Genomic DNA, 17,981 nt, shown 5'->3' with positions numbered 1-17,981 from the left:
ACTTGTACGATTTAAACGTTAAGATATAAGCTTTAAAGTTTAGGATTTAAATGTAAAGTTTAAACTTTGCGAATGTTGCAAAAAACACAACAATTCCTGCCAAAAGTAGCTCTAACTCATATAAAGAGGCTAAATTGTTGTACAACATACAACATCCTTAGCTTGCCTGGAAGAAATCAAGGAAATTGTTGCACGCTGTACAACTTGCCATTATTTACGGTACGGCTTACCGTTGAATCATGCACATACAGCCTTTCTGCGATTTGCTTCATAGTCATAGGCCTAATATGAGAGGAGCCTTTCTGTAAAACTCTGGCTGCAGCTCAAAAAACCCTGCTCCCTTCGTCAAGGAAGAGAACAGGGTTTTCATCGTATCCTATAAAAAAGCTTAGAGACCCAACACACGCCGCTCCTCATCCGAGAACATCCTCGAACGAGTCAGAAAGCGCCGCCCTTCCGGCCCCTCAAGCGAGAACATCCCGCCTCTGCCGGGCACCACGTCGATGATGAGCATCGTATTCTTCCAATAGTCGTATTGCGACTTGCTCATATAGAAGGGTGCGCCGCCTATATCCCCTAGCCATACGTCGCTGTCGCCGATAAGAAACTCCCCTTGCGCGTAACACATCGGAGAGCTGCCATCGCAGCAGCCGCCGGATTGATGGAACATGACAGGGCCATGCTTGGCCTTTACGATTTCGATTAGCTCTAGAGCGGCATCGGTAGCAACAACCTTGCTCACTTCTATCGTCATCGTACAGCTCTCTTAGAAGAAGCCCAGTGCGTCGGGGCTGTAGCTGACGAGTAGATTTTTGGTTTGCTGGTAATGGGAGAGCATCATTTTGTGATTCTCACGGCCAATGCCCGAGCTCTTATAGCCGCCGAAGGCCGCATGGGCAGGATACGCATGGTAGCAATTCGTCCATACGCGGCCGGCTTGAATGCTGCGCCCCATCCGGTAGGCCGTGTTCATGTCACGCGTCCATACGCCGGAGCCAAGACCATAGAGCGTGTCATTGGCGATCGCCAGCGCCTCTTCCTGATCCTTGAACGTCGTAACGGAAAGAACCGGTCCGAAAATCTCCTCTTGGAAGATTCTCATTTTGTTATGCCCCTTCAGAACTGTCGGCTGAATGTAGTAGCCTTCGGAAATATCTCCATCCACCTTTGCCCGATCTCCACCGATCAGGCATTCGGCACCTTCCTGTGCACCGATATGGATATAGCTCATAATTTTCTCAACCTGCTCGGTCGAGGCTTGTGCGCCAATCATCGTTTCCGTATCCAGAGGGTTGCCTTGTTTGATGGCAGCGACTCGCTTCAAGGCTCTTTCCATAAATTGATCATAAATCGATTCCTGAATTAATGCGCGTGACGGACTGGTGCAGACTTCTCCTTGATTCAAGGCGAACATCGCAAAGCCTTCGAGCGCTTTATTGAAGAAAGCGTCATCACTTGCGACCACATCCTCAAAGAAAATATTCGGCGACTTGCCACCCAGCTCCAAGGTGACCGGTATCAGGTTTTGCGAAGCATACTGCATAATTAAGCGGCCTGTCGTCGTCTCGCCGGTAAAGGCGATTTTCGCGATCCGGCTGCTCGAAGCAAGCGGTTTGCCGGCTTCAAGTCCGAAACCGTTGACGATATTAAGTACGCCCGGCGGCAGCAAATCTTGAATGAGCTCTATCAGCACCAGTATGGATGCCGGCGTTTGCTCAGCGGGCTTCAGGACGACCGCATTTCCGGCCGCAAGTGCCGGAGCAAGCTTCCATGTCGCCATAAGCAGTGGAAAGTTCCACGGTATAATCTGACCGACGACGCCAAGAGGCTCATTAAAATGGTAAGCCACCATATTGTCATCCAATTGGCTGAGCGAACCCTCCTGGGCGCGAATGCATCCTGCAAAATAGCGAAAATGATCGATCGCCAGTGGCAGATCAGCCGCAAGCGTTTCCCGAACCGGCTTCCCGTTATCCCAGGTCTCGGCAACCGCAAGCATTTCCAAATTCGCTTCCATGCGATCGGCAATTTTATTTAAAATGACGGCACGCTCCGCAACGGACGTGCGCCCCCACGCGTCCTTTGCAGCATGCGCAGCATCTAAAGCCAGCTCGATATCCTCTGAAGATGAGCGAGGAACCTCGCAGAAAACGCGATTATTTACAGGTGATGGATTGTCAAAGTATTGGCCCTTAATAGGCGCTGTCCACTTTCCTCCGATAAAATTTTCGTACCGTTTTTTAAACGTAACCTTTGATCCGTTTTGTCCAGGTTGTGCATAAATCATCTAGCTCAGCCTCCTTAAAATGGAATACGTTAAATATATAAGCAAGGATCGTGCCAACATATTAAATGCCGTCCAATAAGGCAATATGGTGAGCGCTTACTAGTTTTTGTTCCGCTCTGAAACAACGGAAGTGTTCCATTTTGGGACATTCTTTCTTTCAGTACTCCATTAATAAAAGCATCTATGATATGATCGGATTAGGAAACCGATTGCAATGGAGGTGTTTATTTTTGCTATCCGTGGAAAATAACTTTTTATCAGAAGCGGCGGCGTCATCTTGGAAGCGCTGTCACGAACTTGGTTTAATGCCCACCGACCCCATTGACGATGACATCTTAACCGGAAACCACATTCAATCTCTATTAAGGCAAAACGAGCAAACCATACATTACACGGAGCAAATATTCGAGCAAATGCACACAAGCATCAAGCAATCCGGCCAGATGGCACTGCTTATCGATTCGGAGGGAACCATTATTCACACAGTCGGAGATATCGATTTCTCCCGCCGGGCGTTAGCGGTTCAGCTGCAAGTAGGAGCAAATTGGGCCGAGAGAAGAAAAGGAACAAATGCCATTGGTGTCGCCCTCGCAGAGAAAAAACCCGTACGTGTGCATGCCGAAGAGCATTATTTCAACTCCAATCACTTCTTGACCTGCGCCTCAGCACCCGTCTTCAATTCAATCGGCGAGCTGATCGGTATCATCAATATTAGCGGCAAACAAGAGAATTACCACGCCTATACGTTTACACTTGCCTGTATGGCAGCCCATTCCCTGCAGAACAAAATTCTGCTGGAAGAGTCGAAGAAGGAGCATCTCATTACCCTCAAAGAACTCGAGCATTCCTCACAAAATCATCCTTTACCACTGCTCTCTCTAAGCCGGGATAACCGCATCCTTCGTGCTAATCATGCCGCCATCCGCATTGTTGGTAGTGACGCAATTGGCAAAGTGTTTACGAAGTTGGAAGGCTTTTCTGTCAAAACTATTCATAATGAGCATCAGAAGCTGTGGCAGTTCGTCTCCATTCAGAAGCAAGCGGCAAACGAGCAGCATTTGTATGCGTTTAGGGATATTGTCGGCACGTGTCCGACCATCATACAGAAGAAAGAACTAGCCAAGAAGGCGGCTACGACTGATTTTCCCGTCTTATTATTGGGTGAAAGCGGCGTGGGGAAGGAATTGTTCGCGCAATCCATTCATACCGCTAGCACCCGGTCGGCGGAGCCGTTCATTGCATTGAATTGCAGCGCCATCCCGGACAGCCTGGTCGAGAGTGAATTATTCGGATATGCTCGCGGCGCTTTCACGGGAGCGAACAAAGACGGCAATGCCGGGAAATTCGAGGCCGCGCACAAGGGTACTATTTTTCTCGATGAGATAGGCGACATGCCTCTTCGTGCGCAGGCTGCTTTATTAAGAGTGCTACAGGAAGGCATGATTACTCCGGTAGGCAGCGCGAAGAGCAAAGCAATTGACATTAGAGTCATTGCAGCAACGAATAAGGACTTGGCCACGGAGATAAAGGCAGGCCGATTCCGGGCTGATCTGTATTACCGGTTGAAAGGGATACATATTACGCTGCCGTCATTACGAGAAAGAAGCGATATTTTGACATTAGCCGTGCATTTACTCCAGAAGCATGCTTCGCCCTGTCCATTCATAACGGAAGCAGCGCAGCAAAAGCTGTTAACCTACAGCTGGCCGGGCAATATAAGAGAGCTTAGCGGCATTCTTATGCAAGCAGTCTTCCTAGCTGGAGGCCAGGCGATTGACGCTGAGCATCTATCGTTCGAAGAATCCGATGGGTCTGTGCAAGCAGGATCAGGCAAAGATCACACACTCACGTTGAAGGACGCGGAAATCACGGCGATCAAGAAGGCGCTGAAGGCCTCGGAATGGAACCTTAGTAAGGCCGCCGGACAATTGAAAATAGGAAGAACGACGCTATATCGTAAAATTGAGGAGTACGGCATAACGTTATTTTAACGATATATTTTTATAAACCCAGCGCCCTATCTCAATGAGATTGGGTGTTTTTTCATCGGTCTGTCAGTGGTATGATGAACCCATATGGAAAGCATTTCCTCGGAAAGGAATATGGGTTATGTCAAAAGCAGATCATATGCTTACTATCCTGTGGTTGCTCAAATCTCAGAAGCGAATAACAGCTAAGCAGCTTGCTGAGAAGCTGGAGATTAACATCCGAACCGTTTATCGATACATCGATGCATTATGTGCCAGCGGAGTCCCGATTATTGCCGATTCCGGGCATCATGGCGGTTATAGCTTGCTAGGTCAGTTCAATGAAGCTCCGCTTATATTTGATCTAGATGAACAAAAAGCGTTAATTCATGCGGCCGCTTTTGCCCAGGAGGCGGGGTATCCGTTTGGAGAGAAATTGAGTCAGGCCGTCGCTAAGCTCAAAATGTATTCCAATGAAGAACAACGCCATCAAATCAATCTACATGAGCAAGGTCTTGACGTCATTCTTCCTCAAGCTGATGCCTCGCAAGTATCCCTGCTTCAAGAAGTGGAAATCGCGGTGGCTCAGAGCGTAATGATATTTATGCATTATCAAAAAGGCTACGGATCTGTAACAGAATCTCGTCATTTGGATCCTTACGGGCTTGTTTGCTGGAAAAGCAAATGGTATGTGGTAGGGCATTGTCATCTTCGCAAAGAAATTCGAAGCTTTCGTATCGATCGTATTCGAAAGTTGGATACGACGGAGAAGACTTTTGAACGGCCTGCTGATTTCTCGGCACGCAAATTTATCCTTTCAGGTGTGCTGCCTGATTCGGATAAGCTAGATGAGCTCATATCTGTCAAAATTACAGGAAGAGAGCAAGCACTAGATGATCTATGTGGTCATTGGTTTCTGGCCCATGCGTTGGTAGAACGTTCGCAGCTTGAAGCACATTTTAAACTGGAAGAGCGATACATCCTGTATGATCTTCCATACTTTCTTCTGACTTATGGGGGGACCCTTCGCATTAAAGAACCGCAGCTGCTCCAAAACCAAATGATTGAGGTAACTAAAAATTTACACAATTATTATGCGGCGGCGCAGCTTGACTGACCGTTTCTGTCAGTGAAGATGGGCTACAATGGGTCTTAGGTGAAACCTAAGGAGGAACGACCATGAATTTATTACAAGTTCGTATTTTGGTAAATGATTTTCACAAAAGCGCAGCTTTTTATAGGGATCAATTAGAGTTAAAAGCTGACTGGTATGAGGAGTCGATGGAATACGCCTTGTTTAACACGGGAGCTGCTCGTATCGAGCTGCTGTCCCGCAAAGCCATGGGCGAAGCACTGGGAGAAGATTTGGGGCAAAGCGGCAGCTATGCAACGAATTTTGTACTCAATATTGAAGTTGAAAATATAGATGATACCTACAATCGTTTATCCGATAAAGGCATCGAATTCGTCAAAGAACCATTTAATCATCCGACATGGAATGGACGACTTGCCCATTTTCGGGATGCGGATGGCACATTAATAGAACTCTATCAAGCAAATAAGAAGGAGGATTGATCCGATGTCTACTCAAATTCTCAAAAATTACGAGTATCATGTATGGGCTAATAAGCGGGTTTTCGCTCGTTTAGAGGAACTGCCGGAGGAGATTTTGCTGCAGGAGATGAGCAATGTATTTCCAACCATCTGTGCCGGCCTTGTGCACATCTTCAGAGTGGATACTGTCTGGTTGTCCGGCATGAGGGGAAGCAGCTATGAGCAGACCAGAGAGCTGATCGTCACTGCTGAAGAAAAGACCAAAGGGAAAAGCTTAAAACAACTAGAGGCCGCCTTCTCGGAATTAGCCGAGACTTACAAAACCTTTCTGAATAGCGATGCCGATTGGCAAGCCATGAAAGACTTTCCGCATCCAACCTATGGCGTCCTGCATGCCAGCAACGAAGAGCTTATCCAGCACGTTGTTAATCACGGCACTTACCACCGCGGCAACATCACTTCTATGCTCCGCCAGCTCGGACATGCAGGTGTATCTAGTGATTATGTGTTTTACTTGTATGATGTAAATAAGTGAAATAAGATCGCTATCGAGATAAGTCGCTTTTTATAAAGTGGTATCATCGGCGATCGACGTTTCCATCAATTCCTTTATCTCTTTGAGGTCATTGCTCTTGCCTAAAGCCCACATTAATTTCGGAACAATTGCTTCTTTATTCATATCCTTCGACGAAATAATCTGTTCTCTGCCTACTCGTCGCCCAACTTCGTAAAGCGTCAGATCGCCGCCTTCTTCCAGACATTGTGTCGTAATGACAACAGCGACTCCTGCTTCTATAAGCTCAATGATTTTCGGAAGAAGGTTGCGACCTTGGGTAGGAACCCCTCCTAAACCAAAGCCTTCGATAATCACGCCTCTATAGTTTTGTTTCAGATAGTCAAAAAGTTCAGGCTTCGTACCTGGATGCAGCTTTAACAAAAAAACATCGGGACATAGCGATATATCCAGCTTTATCTCTTTATTTTGTTCAGGTACAACAGACGTAGTGTACTTGATTTCATCGCCTTCAAAGTAAGCCACATAAGGATGATTAATGCTTTCAAAGGCATCGTAACTGCGGGTTCTCACTTTCACGGCTCTTGTCCCGTTAATCACCTTGCCATCAAAAACAATAAATACACCACCAATGTCTTCACACGCAAACTGGGCAGCATTGCGCATGTTATGGATGGCATCTGTGTGGTTGTTGTGGATTGGAACCTGAGAACCTGTAATTACAACCGGCTTACTCATATTTTGCAGCATATAGGAAAGCGCGGCCGATGTATAACTCATCGTATCTGTTCCATGCGTGATCACAAATCCATCATACTCATCATAATTCTTATAAATGGCTTCCGCGATACGGACCCAAAATTCAGGCTGCATATTCGTGCTGTCAATTTCCATCAGTACGTTACTGTCTACCTGATACAGGTGATTTTGTGCCGGCAAATAGCTTATCAGTTCATCGGCCGTCATCCCCGGGGTCAATCCATCCTCCCCAACCACAGATGCAATGGTTCCACCCGTAGCTAACAAAAGTATCTTTTTCATAGAAACGTTCCTTTCGCATGGTTTCCGCTTACATAAAAGAGCAACATGTAGAAAACCTCTATCAAGGCCGTTCAAAGATGAGCGACCTGCTAGAGGTGAGTTTTTATAACCATTATAAATCCATTTATAGGATTTTGCTAAGAAATGCTTGAGAACGTTCGTGTTTGGGGGAATCGAATAACTCGGAAGGTGTTCCTTCTTCTACGATATACCCTCCATCCATGAAGATTACACGATCTGCCACCTCGCGAGCGAAGCCCATTTCATGCGTAACGACAATCATGGTGATCCCTTCATGGGCTAAATCCTTCATCACTTGCAGCACTTCGCCTACCATCTCGGGGTCTAAGGCCGAAGTCGGTTCATCGAATAACATCACGCGTGGATTCATAGCCAGCGCACGGGCAATGGCTACACGCTGCTGTTGTCCACCAGACAACTGGTCAGGGTACGCATCCCGCTTCCCGGCCAAGCCCACTTTGTTCAGCAGTTCCATGGCCTTTTGTTCATTTTGCTGCTTATTTACCTTTTTAATGTGCTTCGGGGCTAGCATGATATTTTCCAATACGGTCAGATGAGGAAATAAGTTAAAGAGTTGAAATACCATTCCTACATTTTGGCGCAGTTGATCGATATTCGTGTTAGGTGAAGTAACTTCGACATCGCCGATCACAACTTTTCCAGACGTCACATCCTCAAGAAGATTCAGACAACGTAGGAATGTACTCTTTCCTGATCCAGAGGGTCCAATGACGCAAACCACTTCTTTCTCTCGGATCGTAGTAGAAATATCTTTCAGTACTTCGTTCGTACCGAATTTCTTTTTCAAGTTTTGTACGACGATCATTTGGAAGCATACCTCCTCTCAAATACGCGAGCTAAGCGGGATAAAGCATAGATGATAATAAAGTAGATGACACCCACGACTCCCCATATCTCAAAAGCACGATAGTTCGCAGAGATAATAATCTCCCCGCTCTGTGTCAACTCGCTAATTCCAATGACGGACAAAAGGGAAGTATCCTTAATACTTACAATGAATTGGTTGACAAAAGCAGGCACCATCCGGCGAATGGCTTGTGGTAAAATGACCAATCGCATCGTCAACCATTTACTTAATCCCAACGAGCGCGCGGCTTCCATCTGTCCCCTGTTAATAGAGACAATACCTGCACGGAAAATCTCCGATATATAAGCGCCCGCATTTAAACTGATGGCAATAATACCTGCGGTCTCTGCCGGTATTCGAATATCAAAGAAAGCAGGGATACCAAAATATTCAAAGAAGACCTGCACTAATAGCGGTGTTCCCCTAATGATATCAACATAAAAGGTAGCAATAGTCCGAAGAATTTTACTAGAAGAAACATTCATCAAACCCGTAATTAGACCTATAAGAAAAGCGATCGGTAAAGAGATGATAACAATTTTAAAGGTGATTAAAGCGCCTTTCAACAACATGGGTAGTGCATCTAAAATAACCTGCAACGAGGAAGTCACCGGATCCCAACCCTTCCTTTTTAATGGAATTCATAATGACGCTAACCTTCTGAAGCCCAGCGAACATTGGGTGACAAAAGGTTAGCGCTTGTGTTATCTATTTTGTGGATTTCCCCATATAAGTGCTGATAATTTCATCGTATTTTCCATTAGCTTTTATCTTCTTGAGTCCATCATTAACTTTTTTCATCAATTCTTCGTTATCTTTTCTGACCGCGATACCATAGTAATCGCCGTTCAAACGATCCCCTACGATTTTCAGTTTGGAATTGGGATCAACTGCAATCTTATAAGAGATAACCGGAAAGTCTTCCAACGTTACATCTGCATTTTTATTAGCGACTTCCTGATACATGGCCGGACTATCATCGAAATACTTAATTGTCGCGCCATATTTTTTACCATATTCATCGGCAAGTTTTGCTCCGGAAGTTCCTTTTTTAATAGCAATGACTTTCCCCTTCAAATCTTCAGGAGTTTTGATTGTTGTGTTATCTTCTCGAACGATTAGCGAAAGTCCGGCTTGGTAATACGGGTCCGAAAGGCTAACAACCTGTTTACGTTCGTCCGTAATACTGATACCAGCGATAGCGCCATCCAATTGTTTCGATGTAATAGCAGGTATAATTCCTTTGAAGTCCATAGGTTTTAAGTCAACTTCAAATCCTTCTTCTTTGGCTATTGCGTTGATTAAATCAATATCTATTCCAATGTACTTGCCATCTTTTTGAAACTCGAAAGGGGGATACGTCGCATCTGTACCAAACGTGTATTTTTTAGCTGTTGCTGTTTGTGCGGGTTGCGTAGTCTGCGTAGTCTTATTATCCGTAGTTGCACCATTTCCACAAGCACTAAGTGTTAAAGCTATAACCGTTCCCAGTACTACTGATAAACCTTTTTTCATGTAAGAACCCCTTTTCTTCTATTAAAATTGAGATCGATGGATTCGATCTGTTTGTAATTACATACTACCTCCCGCTCTACAGCAACATACAGAATCCTACAAAAACAATTACACGACATGAAAATAAAGTTTACATGCGCGACGATTAAATTTACTTGAAAAATTTGTATCCGATTACATTTCGTATCGGCATCTATCTCATGTGATGATATATAACAGCGAAATAAAAAAAGGAATCCAAACCTTCAGTCCTTACTATCTCCAGACTTGAGAGGTTGAATTCCTTACTCAACTATTTAATTTTTCTAGTATTTCCATATAAAAAACTTGTAAAAATTTTTTGATATTTACTTTTCCTTTATCGGGATGCTGTTCTTCGTCCATGACTTTCATCCTCATCCGAATATCCTGGAAATCAAAGTACAGCGGGGCATAATATTCGAACTTAGGATTACTATAATCGGTTAAACCAATGGAAGCCATATTATTTAATGCAGCCATGATCGTCCGTCGAATGCGTTGTTCAATCGCCTTACTTTCTTTCTCAATATCTTTCTGGCTTTGTTTATAGGTGTGGGCGACAGACTCATACAATTCTTTTAAAGGAGGGAAACTAGTTGCTTCTCTATGTTCGATGGCATTCTCCATTAAAGCTATAATGTCTTTACTGCCTATCTCACCGATGATTCCCAAATCCATTAGAATTGTCTTCACCACATCACGAACTTTTCGTTCTTTACGAGGAGAGGACGGTCCAGCGATATCTAATTTAGCTAAAGATTGCTTGATCTCTGAAACATACCGCTCGTATTTCCACTGCTCATTGACTTTGCTCAATACGTGCTCTACTTCCACGCGATTAATTGGCTTATGAATAAAGAACTCGATTCCTTTTTGATAAGCTTCTCCTACCATGTCCTTATTCTCAATTTGTGAAATCATAATAAATTTTCCGTCATACCCACTGTTTTTTAATTGCGTGATTGTCTCAATACCATCCTGATCAGGCATCAGCAAATCAATCAACACGACATCCGGTTTCGATTTAAGGATCATTCGAGTCCCCTCAATTCCACCTTCCGCTGTCCCCATAACCTCGCCAATGCCGCATTCATCAATAATATCTTGCAGCATACTTCTGCAAACGACATCATCATCAACGATCATAATTGAAAGTGCCATCGACTCTACCCTCTTTACTTAGACTTGTTATTGGGAGACGAACAACAAACTGAGTACCGCTTGCTTTCTCCGATGATGCTACTGTGATACTCCCCCCAAAGGAATGAACAATATCGCGTACATGAGAAAGACCGATCCCGGTTGCTGCTATCCCTTCTTCATTGTATTTTGTCGTGTAACCTGGTTCGAAAATAAGCTCCTTCTTATGATCAGGAATTCCTTTTCCTGAATCTATGACGATAACATATACGTCGTCTTCTTTTTCAAAGACCCGAATATGTATGGTTCCATTTTTATCTATAGCTTCTACCGCATTGGCAACTAAGTTATTTATGATCGTCAGCAAAGGCACATAGTGCGTAGTGTTCAGATTAAATGCCAGTTCTTTTTCAATGATAACCTTTTTTCTTAACATTTCGCTATATTCTTGATTTCCCTTTACGACAAAGTGCATGATCTCCGAAAGACTCATATGAACGACAACTTCACTATCGAATAATTTTAATAAACCTGCCAAAATACGTTGGGAGTCCTTCTTAACTTCATGGATTTGTTGAGCAATTCCTAGCGTACGCTGACTATAGCTTTTAAGATTGTCCTCATTTAATTTCCGATAGAGGTCATAGCTATCCGCGGTAATCCCCTCTATGGTATCCATTGCTTTTTTTAAATAAAAGGCTTCTCCATACAAACCAGAGTTGATGTTTAGCATCTGCTCCATCCGCTTTTCCTGCTCAGCGTGGAGAAACCGCATCTGACTAATAACGATGCTGTTGTACAGACCGATAACAAAATAACTGCGTACTACGGCTATGACCATTATAAGGAACCATTCTTTAAAATAAAAGGTATTCGTACCAAGGAATACCCCACGCAATAAGAGCTCCGTTTCATTAGAAACGAAGTCAATTAATGCGATATATCCACCTAACATGAGGGGGTGAAATTCGTTCAATCTTTTTCGAAGCTTACTCATTCCAAATGCAAATACAACATAGTAGCAACCGGCTGCTGCATTATTCTGTAAGCTCTCCAAGATCGTAAATGAATGCACGTGAGAGATCCAATCTCCAGACTGAACGATCATGCTAACGATCCCCGTTAGGAAACCCGTCTTCACATAGGGTAGATGCGGCATGAGCAATAAAAAAAACAAAAAGATACTAACCCCAAGACCAATGCGAAAATAATCGTTGCTAAAAGGATTTATCTTGAATTGTGCGCCAGTGGCCGTAGCTATAGCGATGACGATCATTTGCAATCTTTCGTTTTTGACCAAATTCTGCATCTTTCGATTCGCACCTACTTGGGGGGTCAGATTTTATCCGCTACCCATGAACTAAAATTCTAATGCTTTATACTAACATACATGATCCCTCATTTGAATAAAAGCTTAGCCGTATTTTTTTATGTAAGACTGCAAGAACTCAGCAATTTTAGGATTGTCTTCTACTATCATAATTGTTTGCATATCAGTCTCTCCTTGGCACACTTTTAGTATGAATAAAAAAGATTGCCAAGTAAACAATATGCAAATAAATGACAATGTCGGGAGGAATCACAATGGTTGGCATATTGGAAGCAGCAATTACTACAATCAAATCTTTAACTGATGAAGAAAAACCCCAACCTCTTCATGTAGGAGAGGTGATGGCTTGTTGGATTTACTTAGCAGGCCTTGAAATAGCCAAAGCAACTGTTCAAGCGGGTATAAACACCACGAGTGATGAGGATCTGAAAGCCATGCTTAAGGATGATTTGGAACTCAATCATAGTCAACGTGAACGCCTCTATGAATTCATGCTTAAGGAAGGAATTACTTTACCTCCTGCTCATGAAAATATGCCTCACTCGGATCCTAATAGTATTCCGCTTGGCGTTAAATTGACGGATGAAGTACTTGCCAACGAATTATCTTTTAAAATCGTTAGTTTGATTCTCCGTGCCGCAGGTGCCAATGCAGAATCGATTCGGACCGATTTTGGCTTAATGTTTCTTCAATTCCAAGCGGAAAAAGTCATGTTGGGGGCAAAATTAAAACAATTAATGATGAAACGCGGGTGGATTAAAATGCCGCCGTTTTTCATTCCTCCTGGCTCCCAACAAACATCAACTTAAAACTTTAGGGGGCTACCTTTTAAGTCTTAGACTCTTAGGAAAGCCCCTTTTATAAAAATGCAGAACTCCGTTTCGCCAATCAGCCTCACTCTGTGAGAAATAATAATTCCTCATTTTCTGGTACGTCAATGATTACACCATACTCGTATATAGCTCGCCTGTTTCGCCTTTCCAAGAATCCAGAAACAAAAAAACCTCTCGCACTTGTTATCCCTTTTTAGACCTCGTGTTTCAATTCCCGCTATTATGTTTATATTTTTATTACGGCTTTTTTGATCGGAGAGGGAATTTCTGATTTAAGGATAGTCTGATTTCAACTAAACAACAGGAGGTAGCTATGCATATTGTTGAAGTCAATAATTTGACGAAGGTATTCGGACAAGATCCCAAGAAGGCCCTTTTACTTCTTGATAAAGGATGGTCCAAAAAGAAAATATACGAAGAAACGAAGCATACCGTTGGTGTAAATAAGGTCAATTTAACCATACAGGCGGGCGAGATCTTCGTGATTATGGGATTGTCCGGAAGCGGTAAATCTACGCTGGTCCGTCTATTGAATCGTCTGATTGAACCCACCTCTGGAACAATTCTCATTGATGGCGAGAACATTGTTTCGATGAACCATGAACAGCTTCGTCAAGTTAGGCGTCGCAAGATCAGTATGGTTTTCCAGAAATTCGCCTTGTTTCCGCATAAAACAATCATTGAGAATGTGGAGTTTGGACTGGAGATTCAAGGCGGCTCCAAGCAGGCCAATCGGCAAAAGGCGCTGGAATCTTTGGAGCTTGTCGGTTTAAAAGGATTGGAGGACAGCCATCCCGACCAACTGAGCGGAGGCATGCAGCAGCGGGTTGGACTAGCGCGCGCTTTAGCGAACGATCCTGATGTTTTGCTCATGGATGAAGCGTTCAGTGCACTGGATCCTTTAATTCGTAAGGATATGCAGGATGAACTGCTGGAGCTCCAGGATAAAATGAAAAAGACAATTATTTTTATTACACATGATTTGGATGAAGCCTTGCGAATTGGTGACAGAATCGCTCTTATGCGAGAGGGTTCCGTTGTCCAGATTGGGACTCCAGAAGAAATATTAATGAATCCAGCGAACAAGTACGTGGAACGATTCGTAGAGGATGTCGATCTGTCCAAAGTATTAACGGCTGCACACGTGATGCGCAGGCCAGAAACAATCACTTTGGAACGAGGACCTAGGGTTGCCTTGCAGTTAATGCAGGATAGTGGGATTTCAAACCTGTACGTTGTGGACAAAGCAAAACGGCTCATTGGCGCCATTACTGCAGAAGATGCAGTTCTTGCAGTCAAAGATCATAAAACGATTGGGGATATCGTCATTCGTGATGTGCTTACAGTCCCGCCTGATATCCATTTAAATGAATGCTTCGAGCTTATTAGCGGTGCCAAAATTCCGGTTACAGTGGTCGATGAAAAAGGCCGTTTACTAGGCATTATAGTTCGTGGCGCAGTCCTAGCTGCTATCGCAGGCACCCATGATACTACTGACAAGAAGGTGAACCCCTAATGTTCACGAAAATTCCTTTGGACCGCTGGGTCGAGTCCATCATCAGTTGGTTCAATACCCACTTTGCCTTCCTGTTTAACTTCTTCTCATCCGTCATTAGTGGGATCGTAGGCGGATTTACTTTCTTATTTCATGCCTTCCCCGCTATCGTTGTTATCATACTTCTAACGCTCCTTGCTTACTATTTCGGCAAGTGGCGGCTGGCACTATTTGCCGTGCTCGGATTGCTGCTTATCCTTAATCTCGGATACTGGGATTCCACAATGGACACATTGGCTTTGGTATTAACCTCCGCCCTTATTTCCATCGTTCTTGGACTGCCACTCGGGATCTGGTGTGCCAGAAACCGCTCGGTGAGGAGTACACTGACCCCGATGCTGGATTTTATGCAGACAATGCCTGCGTTTGTATACCTCATTCCTGCGGTTACTTTCTTCGGTCTTGGCGTGGTTCCAGGCGTTATCGCCTCGGTTATTTTCTCGATCCCACCGACCATTCGCTTAACGAACCTTGGTATTCTACAGGTACCAGCCGATTTAGTAGAAGCTGCTGATGCATTTGGGTCAACCCCGGCTCAGAAGCTTTTCAAAGTACAGTTTCCTTTGGCACTGCCAACCATATTAGCCGGGATCAACCAGACCATTATGCTGTCTCTGTCGATGGTAGTCATTGCTTCAATGATCGGAGCACAGGGCGTCGGAGCAGACGTATACCGAGCTGTGACTCAATTGAAGACAGGACAGGGGTTTGAGGCAGGACTTGCTGTTGTCGTTTTGGCGATCCTACTGGACCGATTAACACAGAGCGTCATTGGAAAGAAGAGAACAGGGAAAAAGTCTTTCGCCTTAAAGAAGCCCCTGGTAATCGCGGCTATAGCCGCTTTCTGTGTCGTTGCTATCTTTATAGGAATAGGGAAGAAATCTCCTGTTTCAACGAGTACTTTTGTTGGAGACCAGGTAAATTACAGCATTATTGGCATTGACCCTGGTTCCGGCTTAATGAATGCTGCGGACAAAGCACTTAAGGCCTATAATCTTTCCTCATGGAAGCTAGTTGAAGGTTCCAGTACAGCTATGACTATTGCCTTGGACAAAGCCTATAAGGAAGGCAAGCCCATCATTGTGACAGGCTGGACACCACACTGGATGTTTTCTAAGTATGATCTGAAATATTTGGCAGATCCGAAAAACGTATTCGGCGGAGATGAAGAGATTCATACGATTGTACGTCTCCATTTGCAAGCCGATCAACCTTCGGCCTATCAATTCCTCGATAAATTTCAGTGGAAACCTGCCGATATGGAAATGGTGATGGCGAACATCCAAGATGGCCAGAAGCCAGAGGAATCCGCTGCCCAGTGGGTGGAGACTAACCCGGATAAGGTAAATGCGTGGATTAGCGGTATCCCCAAGGTGGAAGGGAAGAAGTTAAAGCTTGCCTATGTAGCATGGGATTCAGAAATTGCCAGTACAAATGTGGTTAAATACGTGCTGGAGAGCAAGCTGGGATACCAAGTGGATATGCTTCAGGTTGAGGCTGGACCTATGTGGGCCGGCATCGCTAGCGGGGATGCTGATGCCATGGTAGCTGCTTGGCTGCCAACCACGCATAAAGATTATTATGAGAAGTTTAAAGGTAACTTCGAGGACTTGGGACCCAACCTAATAGGAACCAAGCTCGGTCTAGTCGTTCCGAAATATATGAACATTACTTCCATTGAGGATCTGGTTAAATAATAACGGAAGCGGCATTTGAACAAGTGCTGCATCCTTTGAATCCGCAAAGATATTACTTGCAAAAGAACGATCGATTTTTAAACTGTCGATGGGAAAAAGTTTCAAATAGCTTAAAGAAGAATATCCTGTTCCAAAATCTCATAAAACGACAATTTCCAATTATACTCAACTAGATTCCTCCTATTACCTGCTTGAATAATTCTAGCATTATGGGAGGAATTATCTTTAATCAACACAAAAAGAACAGCCCAGGAAAAAGTTCTCCCGACCTGTTCTTTGACTATTATATGTCACCAACGAATGCCTTCATAATTAGTTATATTCTCATCAAAGCTCGTCGCTCCGCTTGTGGTTTACATTGATCACATACTCCTAGTACCTGACCGCTTTCTGATGAATAAAAATGAAGACGTTTGGCTTTTTTACGACAAAAACTACAAGTTTGTTTATTCACCGAATTCTTTTTTTGTTTAAGTGATAATTGAACTACTTTTCTTGTCTCAAGTTTATCTCTAGCCTTGCGTGCAAACAGGAACAAAAAAATTAGAACGATTATCAAAATAATGATTAAAAATAACCAATACATGGCTGATCCCTACCTTTGGAATGACCTATTCAGATATATTCCTTATAGCAGCATCTAATGCATGGATAACTTTATCACACCAACTATCAAATTCCTTATCCTCTTTTTGATGTTCAGGATGGGCTAATATATATGCGATCGTTTGCCTAATCCCTTGATCAAATCGTGTGCTTGCAACAAATTCAGGAACAAGTCGTTTCAGTTTTGAATTATCAAATACGACCGAGTTAGCCTTATCTCCTAGCAACCCACCCCTATAATCCTCCTTACTGCAGGCAACCAGAAATTCAGACGAAACATGGACAGCTTTAAGCTTTACTCCTAGAGCATCAGCAATTACCTCGTAAATTTGATTCCAAGTAACCGTCTCATCTGAAGTGATATGAACGGACTCACCAATCGCATGTATATTGCCCATTAAACCAATAAAACCTTTTGCAAAATCACTATTGTGTGTCATTGTCCACAGGGAAGTACCATCTCCGTGAATGATCACGGGTTTGTTCTCCAGCATTCGCTTAGCAACCTGCCAGGTACCCTTACTTCCATGTACGCCAAGTGGGATCGAACGTTCACTATAGGTGTGACTTGGTCTTACGATTGTTATCGGAAAACCATTCTCACGATACTGCTTCATTAAATATTCTTCACAAGCAATCTTATTTCTGGAATACTCCCAATATGGGTTTGATAAAGGAGTTCCCTCTGTAATTCTATAGTCGGATAAAGGCGTCTGGTAGGCAGAAGCTGAGCTAATAAACATAAATTGTTTCGTTTTACCCTTAAATAAGCGATAATCTCTCTCCACCTGAGCCGGTTCAAATGCTATGAAATCAGCAACGACATCAAATTCCAAGTTCGCAATAAGCTTAGATACTTGCTCTTCATCATTAATATCTGCTTTTATAATATTTACGCCTGCCGGCAAGTCCTCATTCCTTGTGCCTCTATTCAGAAGATAAAGTTCGCATCCTTTTTCTAATAACTGCTTGGTGATTGCAGAGCTGATCGTCCCTGTGCCTCCGATAAATAGCGCTTTCATGTAAAAACAC

16 protein-coding genes and 2 pseudogenes are annotated in these 17,981 nt (G+C 43.7%); 7 read left to right on the top strand and 11 right to left on the bottom strand.

Annotated features, from left to right (window positions below):
* Window positions 1-176: 176 nt before the first annotated feature.
* The 3 genes and pseudogenes from QFZ77_RS37720 to adh form a co-directional block, all read right to left on the bottom strand.
* A pseudogene (locus tag QFZ77_RS37720) lies at window positions 177-299 on the bottom strand (RNA polymerase factor sigma-54); the annotation flags it as partial.
* Window positions 300-388: 89 nt separating this feature from the next.
* Window positions 389-754: a DUF779 domain-containing protein gene (locus QFZ77_RS05170; protein ID WP_307437019.1), complete on the bottom strand. Its 366-nt coding sequence runs from the start codon at window positions 752-754 to the stop codon at window positions 389-391.
* Between the two features lie 12 nt (window positions 755-766).
* Window positions 767-2,287 (bottom strand): aldehyde dehydrogenase, encoded by a 1,521-nt coding sequence (gene adh / locus QFZ77_RS05165; RefSeq protein WP_307437016.1) that lies wholly within the window; start codon window positions 2,285-2,287, stop codon window positions 767-769.
* A 239-nt stretch (window positions 2,288-2,526) separates the two neighbouring features.
* Here adh and QFZ77_RS05160 point away from each other — a divergent pair, with 239 nt between their 5' ends.
* The 4 genes from QFZ77_RS05160 to QFZ77_RS05145 all read left to right on the top strand — a co-directional run bounded on the left by QFZ77_RS05160 (window position 2,527) and on the right by QFZ77_RS05145 (window position 6,343).
* Window positions 2,527-4,278 (top strand): sigma-54-dependent Fis family transcriptional regulator, encoded by a 1,752-nt coding sequence (locus QFZ77_RS05160; RefSeq protein ID WP_307449259.1) that lies wholly within the window; start codon window positions 2,527-2,529, stop codon window positions 4,276-4,278.
* Between the two features lie 118 nt (window positions 4,279-4,396).
* On the top strand, window positions 4,397-5,371 hold the full coding sequence (locus QFZ77_RS05155) for a helix-turn-helix transcriptional regulator (RefSeq protein ID WP_307437014.1): 975 nt from the start codon (window positions 4,397-4,399) through the stop codon (window positions 5,369-5,371).
* A 62-nt stretch (window positions 5,372-5,433) separates the two neighbouring features.
* Complete coding sequence (locus QFZ77_RS05150) at window positions 5,434-5,829, top strand: VOC family protein (protein ID WP_307437011.1); 396 nt, start codon at window positions 5,434-5,436, stop codon at window positions 5,827-5,829.
* Between the two features lie 4 nt (window positions 5,830-5,833).
* On the top strand, window positions 5,834-6,343 hold the full coding sequence (locus QFZ77_RS05145; RefSeq protein ID WP_307437008.1) for a DinB family protein: 510 nt from the start codon (window positions 5,834-5,836) through the stop codon (window positions 6,341-6,343).
* Between the two features lie 30 nt (window positions 6,344-6,373).
* Here the strand turns inward: QFZ77_RS05145 and QFZ77_RS05140 are convergent, their stop codons facing one another.
* The 6 genes from QFZ77_RS05140 to QFZ77_RS05115 form a co-directional block, all read right to left on the bottom strand.
* Window positions 6,374-7,363, bottom strand: a complete 990-nt coding sequence (locus tag QFZ77_RS05140; protein ID WP_307437005.1) for an asparaginase — start codon at window positions 7,361-7,363, stop codon at window positions 6,374-6,376.
* Window positions 7,364-7,487: 124 nt separating this feature from the next.
* Complete coding sequence (locus QFZ77_RS05135; RefSeq protein WP_307437002.1) at window positions 7,488-8,210, bottom strand: amino acid ABC transporter ATP-binding protein; 723 nt, start codon at window positions 8,208-8,210, stop codon at window positions 7,488-7,490.
* Window positions 8,207-8,863, bottom strand: a complete 657-nt coding sequence (locus QFZ77_RS05130) for an amino acid ABC transporter permease (RefSeq protein ID WP_307436999.1) — start codon at window positions 8,861-8,863, stop codon at window positions 8,207-8,209. The genes QFZ77_RS05135 and QFZ77_RS05130 overlap by 4 nt, the downstream gene beginning before the upstream one ends.
* A 97-nt stretch (window positions 8,864-8,960) precedes the next feature.
* Complete coding sequence (locus tag QFZ77_RS05125) at window positions 8,961-9,767, bottom strand: transporter substrate-binding domain-containing protein (RefSeq protein WP_307436997.1); 807 nt, start codon at window positions 9,765-9,767, stop codon at window positions 8,961-8,963.
* Between the two features lie 288 nt (window positions 9,768-10,055).
* Window positions 10,056-10,949: a response regulator gene (locus QFZ77_RS05120; RefSeq protein ID WP_307436994.1), complete on the bottom strand. Its 894-nt coding sequence runs from the start codon at window positions 10,947-10,949 to the stop codon at window positions 10,056-10,058.
* Window positions 10,924-12,237 (bottom strand): ATP-binding protein, encoded by a 1,314-nt coding sequence (locus tag QFZ77_RS05115; protein ID WP_307436991.1) that lies wholly within the window; start codon window positions 12,235-12,237, stop codon window positions 10,924-10,926. The genes QFZ77_RS05120 and QFZ77_RS05115 overlap by 26 nt, the downstream gene beginning before the upstream one ends.
* A gap of 275 nt (window positions 12,238-12,512) precedes the next feature.
* Here QFZ77_RS05115 and QFZ77_RS05110 point away from each other — a divergent pair, with 275 nt between their 5' ends.
* The 3 genes from QFZ77_RS05110 to QFZ77_RS05100 all read left to right on the top strand — a co-directional run bounded on the left by QFZ77_RS05110 (window position 12,513) and on the right by QFZ77_RS05100 (window position 16,343).
* Window positions 12,513-13,067: a DUF3231 family protein gene (locus QFZ77_RS05110; RefSeq protein WP_307436986.1), complete on the top strand. Its 555-nt coding sequence runs from the start codon at window positions 12,513-12,515 to the stop codon at window positions 13,065-13,067.
* Between the two features lie 337 nt (window positions 13,068-13,404).
* Window positions 13,405-14,607, top strand: a complete 1,203-nt coding sequence (locus QFZ77_RS05105) for a quaternary amine ABC transporter ATP-binding protein (RefSeq protein ID WP_307436983.1) — start codon at window positions 13,405-13,407, stop codon at window positions 14,605-14,607.
* Window positions 14,607-16,343, top strand: coding sequence for a glycine betaine ABC transporter substrate-binding protein (locus QFZ77_RS05100; protein WP_307436981.1), 1,737 nt, complete (start codon window positions 14,607-14,609; stop codon window positions 16,341-16,343). Before QFZ77_RS05105 ends, QFZ77_RS05100 begins: the two co-directional genes overlap by 1 nt.
* Here QFZ77_RS05100 and QFZ77_RS05095 read toward each other — a convergent pair.
* Together QFZ77_RS05095 and QFZ77_RS05090 are read right to left on the bottom strand one after the other, a co-directional pair.
* Window positions 16,323-16,481, bottom strand: a pseudogene (locus QFZ77_RS05095) (EAL domain-containing protein); the annotation flags it as partial. The gene QFZ77_RS05100 and the pseudogene QFZ77_RS05095 overlap by 21 nt on opposite strands.
* Before the next feature lie 473 nt (window positions 16,482-16,954).
* Window positions 16,955-17,971 carry an SDR family oxidoreductase gene (locus QFZ77_RS05090; RefSeq protein ID WP_307436978.1) on the bottom strand — a complete coding sequence of 339 codons (1,017 nt, stop codon included), beginning with the start codon at window positions 17,969-17,971 and terminating at the stop codon, window positions 16,955-16,957.
* Window positions 17,972-17,981: the final 10 nt, after the last annotated feature.

This window comes from Paenibacillus sp. V4I3, assembly GCF_030817215.1.
Lineage (GTDB): Bacteria > Bacillota > Bacilli > Paenibacillales > NBRC-103111 > Paenibacillus_E.
Note: the sequence above shows the minus strand (reverse complement) of the source record. Positions and strands in the feature narration are given on the sequence as shown.

Bases quoted from the DNA above. Each gene is read 5' to 3' on its own strand.
- QFZ77_RS05170 (WP_307437019.1), bottom strand. From the start codon at position 754: ATGACGATAGAAGTGAGCAAGGTTGTTGCTACCGATGCCGCTCTAGAG.
- adh (WP_307437016.1), bottom strand. From the start codon at position 2,287: ATGATTTATGCACAACCTGGACAAAACGGATCAAAGGTTACGTTTAAA.
- QFZ77_RS05155 (WP_307437014.1), top strand. From the start codon at position 4,397: ATGTCAAAAGCAGATCATATGCTTACTATCCTGTGGTTGCTCAAATCT.
- QFZ77_RS05150 (WP_307437011.1), top strand. From the start codon at position 5,434: ATGAATTTATTACAAGTTCGTATTTTGGTAAATGATTTTCACAAAAGC.
- QFZ77_RS05145 (WP_307437008.1), top strand. From the start codon at position 5,834: ATGTCTACTCAAATTCTCAAAAATTACGAGTATCATGTATGGGCTAAT.
- QFZ77_RS05140 (WP_307437005.1), bottom strand. From the start codon at position 7,363: ATGAAAAAGATACTTTTGTTAGCTACGGGTGGAACCATTGCATCTGTG.
- QFZ77_RS05135 (WP_307437002.1), bottom strand. From the start codon at position 8,210: ATGATCGTCGTACAAAACTTGAAAAAGAAATTCGGTACGAACGAAGTA.
- QFZ77_RS05125 (WP_307436997.1), bottom strand. From the start codon at position 9,767: ATGAAAAAAGGTTTATCAGTAGTACTGGGAACGGTTATAGCTTTAACA.
- QFZ77_RS05120 (WP_307436994.1), bottom strand. From the start codon at position 10,949: ATGGCACTTTCAATTATGATCGTTGATGATGATGTCGTTTGCAGAAGT.
- QFZ77_RS05115 (WP_307436991.1), bottom strand. From the start codon at position 12,237: ATGCAGAATTTGGTCAAAAACGAAAGATTGCAAATGATCGTCATCGCT.
- QFZ77_RS05110 (WP_307436986.1), top strand. From the start codon at position 12,513: ATGGTTGGCATATTGGAAGCAGCAATTACTACAATCAAATCTTTAACT.
- QFZ77_RS05105 (WP_307436983.1), top strand. From the start codon at position 13,405: ATGCATATTGTTGAAGTCAATAATTTGACGAAGGTATTCGGACAAGAT.
- QFZ77_RS05100 (WP_307436981.1), top strand. From the start codon at position 14,607: ATGTTCACGAAAATTCCTTTGGACCGCTGGGTCGAGTCCATCATCAGT.
- QFZ77_RS05090 (WP_307436978.1), bottom strand. From the start codon at position 17,971: ATGAAAGCGCTATTTATCGGAGGCACAGGGACGATCAGCTCTGCAATC.